Source organism: Niallia sp. FSL W8-0635 (assembly GCF_038007965.1).
In the GTDB taxonomy this organism is placed as follows: Bacteria; Bacillota; Bacilli; order Bacillales; family Cytobacillaceae; genus Niallia.
The window spans coordinates 1-12400 of record NZ_JBBOYD010000003.1 but is presented as its reverse complement, the minus strand read 5'-3'; the positions used below and the strand labels follow the sequence as shown (position 1 = coordinate 12400).

Sequence of the window (12400 nt, the reverse complement as noted above, 5' to 3'; positions counted from 1 at the left end):
GAAACCTTCGGAGTCCGACAAAACTAGGAAGGTTTCTTTTTCTTTTTTTTATAACCTAACCCTACCAATATTTCCCCTTTTTTTCTAGTCTTTTTCTATCTTCTCTTTTAATCTTTCTAGTAATTTATCATCAATTCTTTTCGGTTTATAACCCATTCTATCAATCAAGATACCCTCTATAACCTTCATACGGGCGGTATAAAGGCGATATTCACTCTCTGCCAATCCTTTTATATCATCAGGAACCACAACCCCGTCAGGAGCCTTCTGAACGGTTCTCATGAGGTGGTAGCAACTTGTCCGCTTTTCTCTCACCAGTCGGAGCAAAACTAAAAGATCATATGTGTGAAAAGAAACCAAAACCGAAAACGGTCTTTCGCATAATTCCAAGTACATAAAACCATTTAGTTTCGGTCTTTTCACTTTTAATGGTACTTCACAAAAAGAACATGTTTTTGCATAGCTGCTATTTTCTTGCCCGCAATAAGAACAAATCATTTTCTTTGGAACTCCTCACTACTTACGTAGTTAATAACCATTGCCCACAATTCATCTGATACCTCTAATTCATATTGATCGATGACAGCTGCATAAGAATCCAAAGATTCTTTCAACCCATTTTCTGATAGAAAAGAACATTTTGTACCATTTCCAAACGAATTAACATGTTCTATCACAAATTCCCCATTTTCCATATAAATTTTTAATTTTTTCATCATGCTTCCTCCTTAAAATGAGCCAAAGCTAATTCTCTAAAATAAGCAGACATAGATTTTAAATCCTTATCCTTAATATCGCTCTTTATTTTGCTCCATATATCGTCTGGAAGGGTTATAGAAACCTTTTTAGTGACTCCCATAGACGGACGCCCTACATTTTCCTTTTTAGCTGAATTAGAGTATTTTAAATGGTCTGGTAACGTATCATATCGATAAGGCGGAATATAGAGCTGACCTAACATTTCATTTATTGTTTCCATAGCAATTCCTTCTTTAGTGGCCAAGTCTACAAATTCATTTTCCAGCTGCTCCATTGTCTTATTTGTTTCCTCTTCACCATTCCAACGAGCATCATATAATTTTTTGTGTAAATCCCATACTTTCAACATTTTTTTACCGCCTTTTTCTTTAAGTTACCTTTATTATATCATTTAAGTAACTTTAATTCAAGCATAAAAAATACCGATTTTCCAAAATAGAATAATCGGTATCTTTTCCCTAGCTATACACTTCCTTGAAAAATAATTGCTTATTTTTTCTTACTTCCACATAGCCAGTAATCTTATATTGTGAAGGTTTTTCGTTCAATGCTAGCAATTCCTCATAGAAAAAATGTTCTGCTTGTTTCTCTTTAAAAATCGGCTTATCTGTTCCTAAAATTTCATGAAGCATTAACATAAAATCGCCCACCATCTTATTTTATTTTTTATCAACTAATTCCTTTAACTGATTGATAAAATCTTCATCTGAAATATGTCCTTCTAGAGATTTTCTTACTAAATCCTCTTGTTCTTTCGAAACATCCATTCCAGATAATCTCAACGAAGCTTTTGCATATCTCATCGCTTCTTCATTAGTCCTTTTCATAAAAAAATCCTCCTTACTTACCCTAAAGGTTTATAGGTTGCCATAAAGGCAACCCTTGTCTGTAATGGTTTTTACTTGAAGAGTTTTTTCCACCAGGGTTTTACGTCTTCTTCTTCTTTGGCAGCTGCTATTTCTAATCTCTTTTCTTCTAATGATTGTTGTAATTGCATCGTTAGGATCCGATCTCTTTTTTCTACAACATCATTCATTTTATATTCAAATGCTTTCAACATATTTTCTCTTTCTTCTTCAATTGCTACTTTCACTACTCGTTGTATCGTTTCTTCTAATTCACTCTTTGATAAACGAATCTCATCCGTGAAAACGCTAGGCGTTTTTGTTGCGTTTTTTTCGTCTATATTCATTGATACAACAGCATTTAACGCGTCTGTGAAAGAGACATTATTTGATAATAATTTCTTTAATTCTCTTAACGCTTTAAAATCGCGTTCATAATAAATCCGTTGTCCTTTTTCATTTCGTTCAATTATATAGCCATGCTGTTCTAACTCAATAGACCACCTTCTTAAACTAGAAGTAGTTATTTCTAAATCAGCAGCAACATCTTTCGAAAAATAGCCAAAGCTATTAGCGTTTGTCATAGCGTTTATTCACTCCTTCTACTTTTACTCTTCGATAATCTAGTAGAATTTCCTTCTTTCCTTTCAATCATCGTGAAAAAGTCAATTATATAATGAAGTAGCATTTAGAAGTAAAACGGAGGGATCTAGAGATTGACTTTTTTATTATGAAGCTATTTTTCTCGATATTTCCCAAACGCAAAAAGGCGGAATTTGCCCCAATATGGACAAATTCCGCCTTTTGCTTTTTGGATTGCTGTGTATAGGACTCATTATGTTAACTGAGTTCCATTTTCAAAAAAATATATTTAGTTTAACTATACCTAAGTTTAAGATAGATAATAAGGAGGGATTATTTTGCCTGCAGATAAAGAATTTAACAGTGTATATAATCAAATTCGTTTGTTAAAAAGTAGAAATTTACATATTAATGATTTTCATTCTGCTAAAAACTATCTTTTAGATAGAAATTATTTTAATCTGATAAATGGATTTGAGACACTTTTACTTGATGATCCTAAAAATCCACCAAAAAAATATACCAAAAAATCTTTTAACGATTTTGTTAGACTATATGATTTTGATTTACAATTATCCAGTTTAATATTTCAAAGGATTTCAGAATTTGAAACAAAATTAAAATCGTCTATAGCCTATCATTTTTGTAAGAATCATTGTTCAACATTGCAAGATAATAATAATTACATTGATATAAACTGTTATAACATCCCAAAAAAGACTGAAGGACCAAAACAATATGTCAATTTCTTTTATAATATAAATAAACCGAAACAATCTCATAAATTATTTAGAAAAAGTTATTATTTTGAAGGGAAATTTAGGGGTACATTTGATGGGAACGTAACTTATCTACCTGGAGGAAAAACAAACTTAACTGGTGTTTTTAAAGGTCGCTTTGGTACTGTTTCAATTAGAGAAGTTAATGGTAGCTGTACATTTTTTAACTCAAAACAAAGAACACTCTTAGCATTACTGACTTCAATTGCTCCTACTTCAGGACCAATAGTATCTACTCGTATCAATATAAATAATGACGAAAGAATATATGGGTTAACCTATATTGATGAATGTAAAATAAAATTCCCTTACATAAATGAGTATAATAATCCTCCATTTTGGGCTATTATAAAAACTTTAATGTTAAATGATATAATTGTTTTGATGTATGGATTAAAAAAAAGAACTTTAGATGCGGTGCTAAAAGATTTCCATGTAGAACCTCATGAAAAGGAAATGTTTTTAAACTCTTTGGAAATAATTAGAGAATTACGTAATACATGTGCACATTTTGAATTAGTTAATCGTTTTAGAACTCCACAAAAGTTAAAAATAAATGCTCGTTTAATCTCACAATTAGGTTTAACTCCTATTAGATCTCAATACATTATAAAGTTATATGATGTACTCAAGGTTTTAGGGCTATATGTTGATTTATTTGAAATAAGAGCTTTTTTACATAATTATTGGTATCTTGAAAAAAAATCTAATAATGCTCATATTTCTAGGGCTTTACTTGAAAGAATGGGAAACCCAAATATAAATGATTGGATTTAAAAAAATTGACGCTTAAATAAATATATGTTATATTAACAACATAAAATAACGTATAGCCAAGACGGCGTGTCAAGCTATTGTGGCTTGCTAAAAGTCCCTAAGCACCTTTTCCTAACGGATAAGGTGCTTTTGTATATTATTAATGAAAAAGGATCTTTCTAACTGAAAGATCCTTTTTCTAATTATCAGACACATTATGTTAACTAAAGCAAAAAAACAAAAAGTACCTATTTCTTTTTGTTTAGAAATAGGTACTTTTTAAAGCAGGGCTACCCTATATATATAAATCTTAATGCACCGCATTATCCTCAACTAACGCGAGCTTTAAGCCTAGAGCTTTAGAGACCTTCTCTAAAGTATCTAATCTTGGAATTGCTCCTTCTTTTTCAAGTCGAGCAATAGCAGATTGCTTTAACCCTGAGAGTTCTGCAACATCTCTTTGAGTTAAACCAAGCTTAATTCGACGGCTGACCAGATGTGCAACTATTTCAATATGCTCAAGTTCCTCGCTGTTCAGTGCAGTAATCTGTTTTTGATAATCAGCCCATTTCATATTATTATTCACCTCATTTCTCAAATTTTGTTTACGACTCAAAAATAATTAATCTATTTACGGGAATCTTCATGTACAGGGGAGTTTATTATTACTCCCCTGTTTTCTGAATTTGATAATAGATAAATTCCCCTGTTATTTCTTAGTCTCTGTCCTTACCATTTTCCAGCCAATCTTTCATTTCTCTTTCAGCTTGTTTAATCTCCAAAGAAGGAGTTTTTTTGGTTTTCTTATGAAAAGAATGTAGTAACACTATTTTGTTACCATCCCAACCAAAAAAAAAGATTCTATGATCTTTGGGTCTGAGTTCCCAAATTCCATTTCCGATATGCTTTGTATAAGGAAGTCCAGATCGAGTACCACTCTTTTCTAGAATCTTGATATACAAAACAATTTTAGCGAATAATTGTTTCGCTTGTTTGTTGCTGGAAGATTGGATTTGTAAAGAGTCTAAAAATTCTTTTACAGGAGAGCATCCATGACCATCTTCATAGAAGATAACCTCGTAATTCATACTATGCCCTCATTTCGGATTTTGATAACAATTTTGTTATAATTATAACGTTTTTGTTATCAAAAATCAAAGAAAGAACCTACTCTTTTATAAAGTAGGTTCTTTAATGCTCATTCTGTTAAATAGACAAGTGAAAATATTAACATCCAAAATAGATACTTTTAATCATATTTTTTTGAGGGATCTTGATACACCTTAGAGCTAACGAGCGTACTTCTTGTAACTTTGGCACTTCTTCTAAGTGTTGTACCTTCTTTATATTTTATATTTCTAAATTTCTTAGTCTCTTTTTGGACAGGAAGTTTAGACGGTTCAGCCATAAGCCATTCAAAATTTTTCTTTTCTTTTTCTGTTGGTGTGTTTACTCTAAAAAGCTGTTGTATTACTTCATACTGACCATCTATTGTTGCAAGAAGGTGAATTTGACCTCTTGACTCAAGCAACTCTTTACAAATCTTTTTAAATCTATTAGCAGCTCTTACAGTAGGTAATGGCATCCCAATAACTTCTTTATATGATGTCCTTAACTCAAGTTCTTTCCCTATTTCCTTTTCTTTAATAGCGAAGAAAGTATTACTGTCAGACTGATTTGCAGTTCCAGCAAATTGTATAAATCGTCTGATACAATCTGAACCTACTTTTAATAAGACCTTTGTATTAGAATTTTGTATTAGCCAATTTTCAATATAGTTTTTGTGGTTGCAGAGTTGACAGTTTTCAACAAATTCATCAGATTCACTTGAAATATGTGTAACTAATTCCCATTCTTTTTTTGCTTCTTCAAAATCATTACTCAAACTATTTTCAATAATGTTTTTAGTTACTAACGGTCCAGGAACAGTTGTTAATTCCTTTTGTGAATTTTCTTCTAAAACAGAACGATCGTTAAGATGCCTCAACAACACACCTCCAATATTTTCTTAAGAATATTTTACCATATATTTGATTATAACACGAACAAACGTTTGTGATAATTCTCTGATTCTATCAACTTGTTTATATTAAAAAGTATTAAAAAACTAAAAGACCAGTAAAAGTTACTGGTCTTTAAACTAGTTTGTTGGTGAGTGTCCAAATGTAAAATAATATTGAACCAAGATAGATGATCATATATCTTTTTTCTATAGTTAAATAAAACACATTATGTTAATCACTTGCATTTTTTAGTTACACTACAATTTTTTTATTTCTTAATCGTCGACAATTTAAAAGCAATATAAATTAATGCAATCATATTAATGATTTCCATGATAGGACGTATTGTAGTAACAAAAACACTAATATACCCCATTATTTATCACCCTCGTTTTTAGTTTATTAATAATCTATATCAATCCAAGCTTTATCTTTCGCTACACGAATATATAAATGAGCTGTACCTGTTTTTGTAGCATCGGCATATTCTTTAATCTTAAATTTAACTCCACCATATGCACTATATTCAAGTGTTTCCTTCTTTCTAAAAACACCTTCTGATAAAATATCCCATTCATACGCTGCGATATCAACCCCATAAATTCTAGATATGTAATCATAACCACTTTGAACTAAAGTGTAATCAACTTTAAACTGGACAGTCATATGATAACTATAATGGTATACTTTTACACCCTTCGCGGTACGATACCCTGATCCAACGGTTACAGTACCACCACTAATTGTATTTTTATCCATAGTTGAAAATTGTGGTTCTTCGGGCAAAACGGTCCCTTTTATGGGATTAAAATTTAATGTACCATCAGGATACAAATCATTAAAATTCCCAAGTAAATTACCTTCTTCATCATAAACCTTTGTATTCGATAAATCTATTCCTTCCAATGCATAAGAACCATCAGGATATGTTATTTTAAAAGTTGATTCATCTATTTTTTCAACTTCTCCTAATGACGCTTTTTTAGGATTATTACTATCTAATTCTTCACCATTTTTAATTTTTGCTTTCAGCTTATTTTGTAACTTAATATCACCTTTATAAAATTTTTCTATTTGTTCAGTCTTATCAATTATCTCTTTTTTAGTGATTATTTCTTTTTCGACTTGATCATTTGTTTCACTTGCAAAGCTTAAAGGTGCAGCAATGAATAAAATACTTAAAGATAATAAAACAAAGCTAATCTTTTTTAATATTTTCATTTTTTCTTCCCCTTTTTATTTGTATAATCCTACCAAAATATACCACATATTACTGGTTAATGATATATATGTTAATGATAAATATAATAAAGTTTTTTATTTTTTTCTAAATATTCTTATATTTGAATATAGAAAAATATAAAAAAACCCTGATTTTTAAAATAAAAAAAATCAGGGGCCTTTAAAAAGTAATAATTACCTATATAAATAAATTATTAATCTATTAAAAAATATTATTCTTTCTAATCCCACCATTCAGTATCAACAGTCGTCGTTGGCATCGTTAATTTTTGTAATCTTAATTCTGCTTTTTTATTATCTCCATCTACAAAACTCCTAACATTAAATTTTACTTCATAAGTACCACCTTTATTAGGTAATTCAAAATTAGAAACTGTATCATCAATAGCTGGATCATCTTCTACTAATTTATATAACCATTTAAAAGCAGGTCCTTCATAAGGTTGATTTATATAAATTAAGAGATCTCCTCCACCTGAATAAAAAGTTTTAGAAACAGTTTTAAACGAACTTTTTCCAATATAGTCCCATTGACCAGCGCCAAAAGGAACAATTAAATTATCCGAAACTTTTTTTATTTGAATATTTACACTAGATTGATCATTAATACCATCTTCATCACCATCTTGAGCAACAATTGGATCTATTTCTTCTAAATCATTTGTTTCTTCTGTCATAGCGTTAGCTTGGCTACTATAACCTAGTATAAATATTCCAAAAATAAATAGTGTTCCAACTGTAAAAAATAAATTTTTCATCAATTCCCTTTCCCCTCATATAAAATAATTATTCTATTTTTTCAATAGAAGTAACAGGTACTTCTGGTGGATTAAAATAGGTATCAATACGTTGTATTGATACAAATACAATTGAAAAAATTAATGAACAAACAAAAGTCAATATAAAAAGTTTCAATGGTTTAATTCCCATTATTATCCACCCCTAGTTTTATATTATTTTAATAAAATATGAAATAAATGTCAAAATATACTTTTTAAAAAGATTTTATAAATATATTTAAAAATAAAATTATGAGAAAAAACAAAGCAAAAATAATTGCTATTTTTTCAGTGAATTTATCATTTTTATTATTTTTATTTGTTAATTTTCTATATTTAGCTTGAATTTTTCTTTTTTTATTATTATTTGATTTCATATTAACTCCTTTTTCTTAAGATTTAATTTTTATCTATTAAATCTTAAGTATCTTTCTAGCTTGATCAATATCAAGAGATAATATCTTTTCTTTGTTTTTTTCTACAGACTCTTTAAAAGAAACAATTAATTTAATAACTTCTTCTTCTCCCTTTATTTCAAAATGTTTTTCAATTAATCCACCTACTTGGATCAATCGTCTCGTTCTTTCCTTTCGCTCCTTTTGTCTCACTTGGTTCGCCAACCGTTGCTTCTCAAATTGCATCTTCTTAATTTTTTCTTCTAAATCTATTAGTCTCTCTTCTTCCGTTCTTCGAGCCAAGGCTCTCACTCCCTACTCTATTATTTTCTCTATTATATCCAAAATTACGAGCGAAAACTAGAATTACAGAATGACTCCTCACATCGCTACGTGGTATAATGACCCCAACGAACCAATGTGAGGAAGGGCGCACTTATACATTGTTCCAATGTGTGCGGTTGCTTCGCAACGGAAAAGCATATTCGCCTATCAGCGAATACAAAATCAAAATCCTTCATTCGCAAATGTGCGAATGAGTATCCGCCAAATGGCGAATACAAAAAACAATCGTAAGCTATTTATTATTCCAAGTTGGGATTTCCCCAACTCGTCTAATAAATTCTTACGAATCCATAATAAAAATTTTCCCACCTTTCGGTACGAATTTTTTTATTACGGTTATTCAAAACCGAAAAACATAAAAAGCAAAAAATCCTAATACATAAAATCTAAAAAAAGGAGGTAAAGAATCATGGCGATCTATCACTTATCTATGCAAATTATAAGTAGATCAAAAGGACAATCAGCAGTTGCTTCTGCTTCTTATCGTTCAGGCGAAAAGCTATATGATGAACGCTCCCAAGAATCAAAATACTATAAAAGAGAAGTGCAACCTGAAACCATGATTCTTGCTCCTTCTAATTCTCCATCATGGGTTCAAAATCGTGAGTTTCTTTGGAATGAAGTAGAACGTACAGAAAAGAGAAAAGATTCTCAACTAGCAAGAGAAATTAATATTGCTTTGCCAAAAGAACTTTCTAATGAACAGCAAACCGAATTAATTAAAGGATATGTTCAAGACCAGTTTGTAGATAAAGGTATGGTTGCCGATATTGCAATCCACCGAGATGATAAAGAAAATCCACACGCTCATATCATGCTGACTATGAGAACTATTGATGAACATGGATTTGGTAAAAAAAATCGTGAATGGAACGCTGACTTTGCCAATGCAAAAGAAAATAATCGTGGCTTTGTAAAGTCTAGTGAAAATTGTCTTTCTGTTCGTGAACAATGGTCAGAATATGCAAATAAAGCACTTGAAAAAGCAAATATCCAAGAACGAATTACCCATCAATCTCATGCTGATCGTGGACTTGAAATTTTACCTACTGTTCATTTAGGGCATGTAGCTTCTGATATGGAGAAAAAGGGAATCGAAACAGACCGCGGAAATATTAATCGTGAAGTAAAACAGCACAATGCTATCATTTATGACTTTCAAAAATATCATGAGGAAAAGCAACAATTACAAGCTTTGTTAAAAGAACAGGAACAAAAAAAGGTAGTTGCTTTCACCACTGGAGAACAAAATTTATTAGACTATATCAAAACAAGCTTAACCAAAGAAGAACCAACTTTAGAGAACATTTCTAAAGCGAAAGAGAACAATTCTAAATCACATCAAAAAAATAATTCCGAGTATTATCAACTACAGAATAAACAAAAAAACATGGATAATCTTTTCCAAGCAAACGCTACTTTATCTAGCTTTGAAAAACAAATAAGCGAAAAAGAGCAAGAACTTGAAAATACAGGATTCTTCCAACGAAAACAGAAAGAGCAGCTACGCAATGAAATTAATTCTTTAAGCCAAACTCTTGATAGCCAAAAAGAAAGAGTATCCGTTTTAATGCGAGATAATGGCATTTCAACTAGAGAAGAAATCCCATTTAGGAAAAAGCAATTAGATAAAGAAGTCCAGCAAACTTATGCCGAATTAGAAATAAAAAGAAAAGAACACAAAAAGACAAATGAGCTATTGGAACGTGGAGAAAACATTTTAAAAAATCATGAAATCAAAAAAGCAACTTCTTTATATCCTGAACTTAAAAATAAGCCAATCGATTATAAAACAGCTATAAAATTACAAGACATTCACGAACACTATAATCTTTCAAAAACTAGCGATATACCAACAGTTATCGAGAAAAATAAAGCTGAAATAGATAACATGTCAAAAGCTATTTCTAATTATGAAAAACGAGAAGAAACTGTGAACGCAGCTGAAATAAAATTAAAAAGAATTACCCAAATTGACCGCCAATTAAAAGCTACTGAAAATAATCCTTACCAATACGGAAGGGCACTTAATGATCCAGTAGCAAAAGAACAATATGAATCACTAAAAGAACGCAAAAAAGCAATAGGACGAGAACTTGTACAAGCTGGTTATAAAAGTGATTTTTCTATTAAACAAGATAGGGAACTAGTCAATGAACAGAAACCAATTAAAGATGAGTATATGAAGAAAATTGAGGGATTGCAGAAGGAAAATGAAGCTTTATCTAATGTTAAGAAAGACATAGAAAGAATAGAAAAAAAACAACAAGAACAAGCTTTATCCAAAGGCAAGGAAGGGATAGAACTCTAGGGTTGTAAAATTTACAACCCCTTATTTCAACTTCCAATTCATTTCGTATTTTTCAAATACCTTGATAAGATCGTCAAGCAATTGCTGATTTTCTTCCCAAGATAAAGGCTTTTTTTCATAATCTCGATTATACTCAAACGTCACGTTCCAAGTACGGTTGCAATCAAACTTACCTTTGATAATTTGTTTGGACCTTTCAAACTCGTGCAAAGTAAACACCCCTTTTTAGCTATTATAAGCCTGTAGTTATAATTTTTGATAACTACAAAATGAATTGATATACTAAGGAGGTACTAGGATTTTTGCAGACCAATGTCTGTTCAACTGAATTAATCTTCAGAAGAAGAAGAACTATCGTCTGGGTGCGAATCAGAGTGGTTCTTCTTTTCTTATTTCTTCCTCAAGATATATATAACCGCAATTGCTACAACGCACCGTACCAGTAAACGCAAGAAGCGTTTGAACCTCCTTTTCGCACTTTGGACACTTCTTTAAGCTACCACCTTTAAATATATCCATAAAAACACTCCTTTCTAAAACCATTTTACAAGAAAAGGTATACCATTTTTGGGATAGCCTTGTTATGGGGAAAGCCCCCCCTTAACTGCGAGGTTTTTAGTTGCCTTTATGGCAACCTTTCAGCCTTAATGGCAATAACGTAAAAAGTTTAAATTAGGGGTTGCTAATTAAAGAGCGAAATGCTATTTAATATAGAGTGAGAAGAGAGAGAGTTTTAAAAGTAGGTTAAAGCGTTGGTATATATAGGTTTTTAGCACTTTTCGTCTGTGGTAAAAATACCACACTTTCGTGGTAAAAATACCACAGACGAAATAAGAAAAAATCCGTAATTATCAAAATTGATAACTACGGATTTTGTTTAAAATAATTTATCAGGTAAATCTTTTAATATTTTCATTTTCATAGCTTTATAAAACATAACTTGTAAAGCTTCGTTTACATGATCTTTATCACCAGCATATATCACATGCGGATTAACAAAAATAGCATATGCTTTCGCATTATTACCTTCTATTCCTGATTCTCCTTTAAATAAAATCCCTTTTTTAACCAAAGAATTTATAACTTTACTAGTATTTGATCTATCACTTTCAATGATATTTGCAATCTCAGTAATATTTGCAGGAATAGGGTTTTTAACTTTAATATCAAGAACTATACAGTTACTTGAAAAAGCTATATATGGTGTAATGTCATTTAAAAATATTTTTTCTCTACCAGTCAAATATTTATTTTTATTTAAAAAACCTACATTCTCTTGCAAATTCTGTGCAAACCTCACTTTCGATTGCGGAGATCTTTTAGTACCTATGTAAAGTTCTTTATTGCCAGTAGCCATGCTAAGAACTTTCATGGCTTGTTCAATTTGTTCTTTAGGTACTCCAAAATGCTCCAAATTATTAAGGATTTCATCATTTTCAAAATCTTTTTTTCTAGCATTTTTACTAGCAGTGTTTAAATTTACTACATTATTGTTTTCTTTTTTCACAAAATTCCTCTCCCTACTGGAAGGAATCAATCTCAATATGTTAGAATATAATTATTCTATAAGTGAATATGGGATTAATTCCTATCCCTTGATTAGA

18 protein-coding genes are annotated in these 12400 nt (G+C 30.6%); 2 read left to right on the top strand and 16 right to left on the bottom strand.

What is annotated here, in order from left to right; all coding sequences use genetic code 11:
- Positions 1-84: 84 nt before the first annotated feature.
- The 6 genes from NYE52_RS24685 to NYE52_RS24660 form a co-directional block, all read right to left on the bottom strand.
- Complete coding sequence (locus NYE52_RS24685) at positions 85-498, bottom strand: hypothetical protein (RefSeq protein ID WP_341195301.1); 414 nt, start codon at positions 496-498, stop codon at positions 85-87.
- Positions 495-716, bottom strand: a complete 222-nt coding sequence (locus tag NYE52_RS24680; RefSeq protein WP_341195300.1) for a hypothetical protein — start codon at positions 714-716, stop codon at positions 495-497. Before NYE52_RS24680 ends, NYE52_RS24685 begins: the two co-directional genes overlap by 4 nt.
- Entirely contained in the window at positions 716-1108 is a 393-nt protein-coding gene (locus tag NYE52_RS24675; RefSeq protein WP_341195299.1) for a hypothetical protein, read from the bottom strand. The genes NYE52_RS24680 and NYE52_RS24675 overlap by 1 nt, the downstream gene beginning before the upstream one ends.
- A gap of 109 nt (positions 1109-1217) precedes the next feature.
- A complete protein-coding gene (locus tag NYE52_RS24670; protein ID WP_341195298.1) occupies positions 1218-1397 on the bottom strand; it encodes a hypothetical protein in 180 nt (59 codons plus the stop codon).
- Between the two features lie 21 nt (positions 1398-1418).
- Complete coding sequence (locus NYE52_RS24665) at positions 1419-1586, bottom strand: antitoxin VbhA family protein (protein WP_016205416.1); 168 nt, start codon at positions 1584-1586, stop codon at positions 1419-1421.
- 71 nt (positions 1587-1657) lie between these two features.
- Complete coding sequence (locus tag NYE52_RS24660) at positions 1658-2188, bottom strand: MerR family transcriptional regulator (RefSeq protein WP_341195297.1); 531 nt, start codon at positions 2186-2188, stop codon at positions 1658-1660.
- A 336-nt stretch (positions 2189-2524) separates the two neighbouring features.
- Between NYE52_RS24660 and NYE52_RS24655 the strand changes: the two genes are divergently transcribed.
- The gene (locus NYE52_RS24655) at positions 2525-3742 is read left to right on the top strand and encodes an Abi family protein (protein ID WP_341195296.1); all 1218 of its coding nucleotides are present in this window, start codon (positions 2525-2527) and stop codon (positions 3740-3742) included.
- A gap of 289 nt (positions 3743-4031) precedes the next feature.
- Here the strand turns inward: NYE52_RS24655 and NYE52_RS24650 are convergent, their stop codons facing one another.
- The 8 genes from NYE52_RS24650 to NYE52_RS24615 all read right to left on the bottom strand — a co-directional run bounded on the left by NYE52_RS24650 (position 4032) and on the right by NYE52_RS24615 (position 8452).
- Positions 4032-4295, bottom strand: a complete 264-nt coding sequence (locus NYE52_RS24650; protein WP_341195295.1) for a helix-turn-helix domain-containing protein — start codon at positions 4293-4295, stop codon at positions 4032-4034.
- Between the two features lie 142 nt (positions 4296-4437).
- Positions 4438-4809 (bottom strand): type II toxin-antitoxin system RelE/ParE family toxin, encoded by a 372-nt coding sequence (locus tag NYE52_RS24645; protein WP_341195294.1) that lies wholly within the window; start codon positions 4807-4809, stop codon positions 4438-4440.
- Between the two features lie 161 nt (positions 4810-4970).
- A complete protein-coding gene (locus NYE52_RS24640) occupies positions 4971-5708 on the bottom strand; it encodes a hypothetical protein (RefSeq protein WP_341195293.1) in 738 nt (245 codons plus the stop codon).
- A 418-nt stretch (positions 5709-6126) separates the two neighbouring features.
- Positions 6127-6945 carry a hypothetical protein gene (locus NYE52_RS24635; protein ID WP_016205411.1) on the bottom strand — a complete coding sequence of 273 codons (819 nt, stop codon included), beginning with the start codon at positions 6943-6945 and terminating at the stop codon, positions 6127-6129.
- A gap of 242 nt (positions 6946-7187) precedes the next feature.
- Positions 7188-7724, bottom strand: coding sequence for a hypothetical protein (locus NYE52_RS24630; RefSeq protein ID WP_016205410.1), 537 nt, complete (start codon positions 7722-7724; stop codon positions 7188-7190).
- 28 nt (positions 7725-7752) lie between these two features.
- Positions 7753-7896, bottom strand: coding sequence for a hypothetical protein (locus tag NYE52_RS24625; RefSeq protein ID WP_186325745.1), 144 nt, complete (start codon positions 7894-7896; stop codon positions 7753-7755).
- A 64-nt stretch (positions 7897-7960) separates the two neighbouring features.
- Positions 7961-8122, bottom strand: a complete 162-nt coding sequence (locus NYE52_RS24620; RefSeq protein WP_156827908.1) for a hypothetical protein — start codon at positions 8120-8122, stop codon at positions 7961-7963.
- A gap of 36 nt (positions 8123-8158) precedes the next feature.
- On the bottom strand, positions 8159-8452 hold the full coding sequence (locus tag NYE52_RS24615) for a conjugal transfer protein TraD (protein WP_341195292.1): 294 nt from the start codon (positions 8450-8452) through the stop codon (positions 8159-8161).
- Positions 8453-8894: 442 nt separating this feature from the next.
- Between NYE52_RS24615 and mobQ the strand changes: the two genes are divergently transcribed.
- A complete protein-coding gene (mobQ, locus tag NYE52_RS24610; protein ID WP_341195291.1) occupies positions 8895-10796 on the top strand; it encodes a MobQ family relaxase in 1902 nt (633 codons plus the stop codon).
- A gap of 21 nt (positions 10797-10817) precedes the next feature.
- Here the strand turns inward: mobQ and NYE52_RS24605 are convergent, their stop codons facing one another.
- Together NYE52_RS24605 and NYE52_RS24600 are read right to left on the bottom strand one after the other, a co-directional pair.
- Positions 10818-11006 (bottom strand): hypothetical protein, encoded by a 189-nt coding sequence (locus tag NYE52_RS24605; protein ID WP_341195290.1) that lies wholly within the window; start codon positions 11004-11006, stop codon positions 10818-10820.
- A 667-nt stretch (positions 11007-11673) separates the two neighbouring features.
- Entirely contained in the window at positions 11674-12303 is a 630-nt protein-coding gene (locus NYE52_RS24600; RefSeq protein WP_312756132.1) for a MarR family transcriptional regulator, read from the bottom strand.
- Between the last annotated feature and the right edge of the window lie 97 nt (positions 12304-12400).

Bases quoted from the DNA above. Each gene is read 5' to 3' on its own strand.
- NYE52_RS24685 (WP_341195301.1), bottom strand. From the start codon at position 498: ATGATTTGTTCTTATTGCGGGCAAGAAAATAGCAGCTATGCAAAAACA.
- NYE52_RS24680 (WP_341195300.1), bottom strand. From the start codon at position 716: ATGAAAAAATTAAAAATTTATATGGAAAATGGGGAATTTGTGATAGAA.
- NYE52_RS24675 (WP_341195299.1), bottom strand. From the start codon at position 1,108: ATGTTGAAAGTATGGGATTTACACAAAAAATTATATGATGCTCGTTGG.
- NYE52_RS24670 (WP_341195298.1), bottom strand. From the start codon at position 1,397: ATGTTAATGCTTCATGAAATTTTAGGAACAGATAAGCCGATTTTTAAA.
- NYE52_RS24665 (WP_016205416.1), bottom strand. From the start codon at position 1,586: ATGAAAAGGACTAATGAAGAAGCGATGAGATATGCAAAAGCTTCGTTG.
- NYE52_RS24660 (WP_341195297.1), bottom strand. From the start codon at position 2,188: ATGACAAACGCTAATAGCTTTGGCTATTTTTCGAAAGATGTTGCTGCT.
- NYE52_RS24650 (WP_341195295.1), bottom strand. From the start codon at position 4,295: ATGAAATGGGCTGATTATCAAAAACAGATTACTGCACTGAACAGCGAG.
- NYE52_RS24645 (WP_341195294.1), bottom strand. From the start codon at position 4,809: ATGAATTACGAGGTTATCTTCTATGAAGATGGTCATGGATGCTCTCCT.
- NYE52_RS24635 (WP_016205411.1), bottom strand. From the start codon at position 6,945: ATGAAAATATTAAAAAAGATTAGCTTTGTTTTATTATCTTTAAGTATT.
- NYE52_RS24630 (WP_016205410.1), bottom strand. From the start codon at position 7,724: ATGAAAAATTTATTTTTTACAGTTGGAACACTATTTATTTTTGGAATA.
- NYE52_RS24625 (WP_186325745.1), bottom strand. From the start codon at position 7,896: ATGGGAATTAAACCATTGAAACTTTTTATATTGACTTTTGTTTGTTCA.
- NYE52_RS24620 (WP_156827908.1), bottom strand. From the start codon at position 8,122: ATGAAATCAAATAATAATAAAAAAAGAAAAATTCAAGCTAAATATAGA.
- mobQ (WP_341195291.1), top strand. From the start codon at position 8,895: ATGGCGATCTATCACTTATCTATGCAAATTATAAGTAGATCAAAAGGA.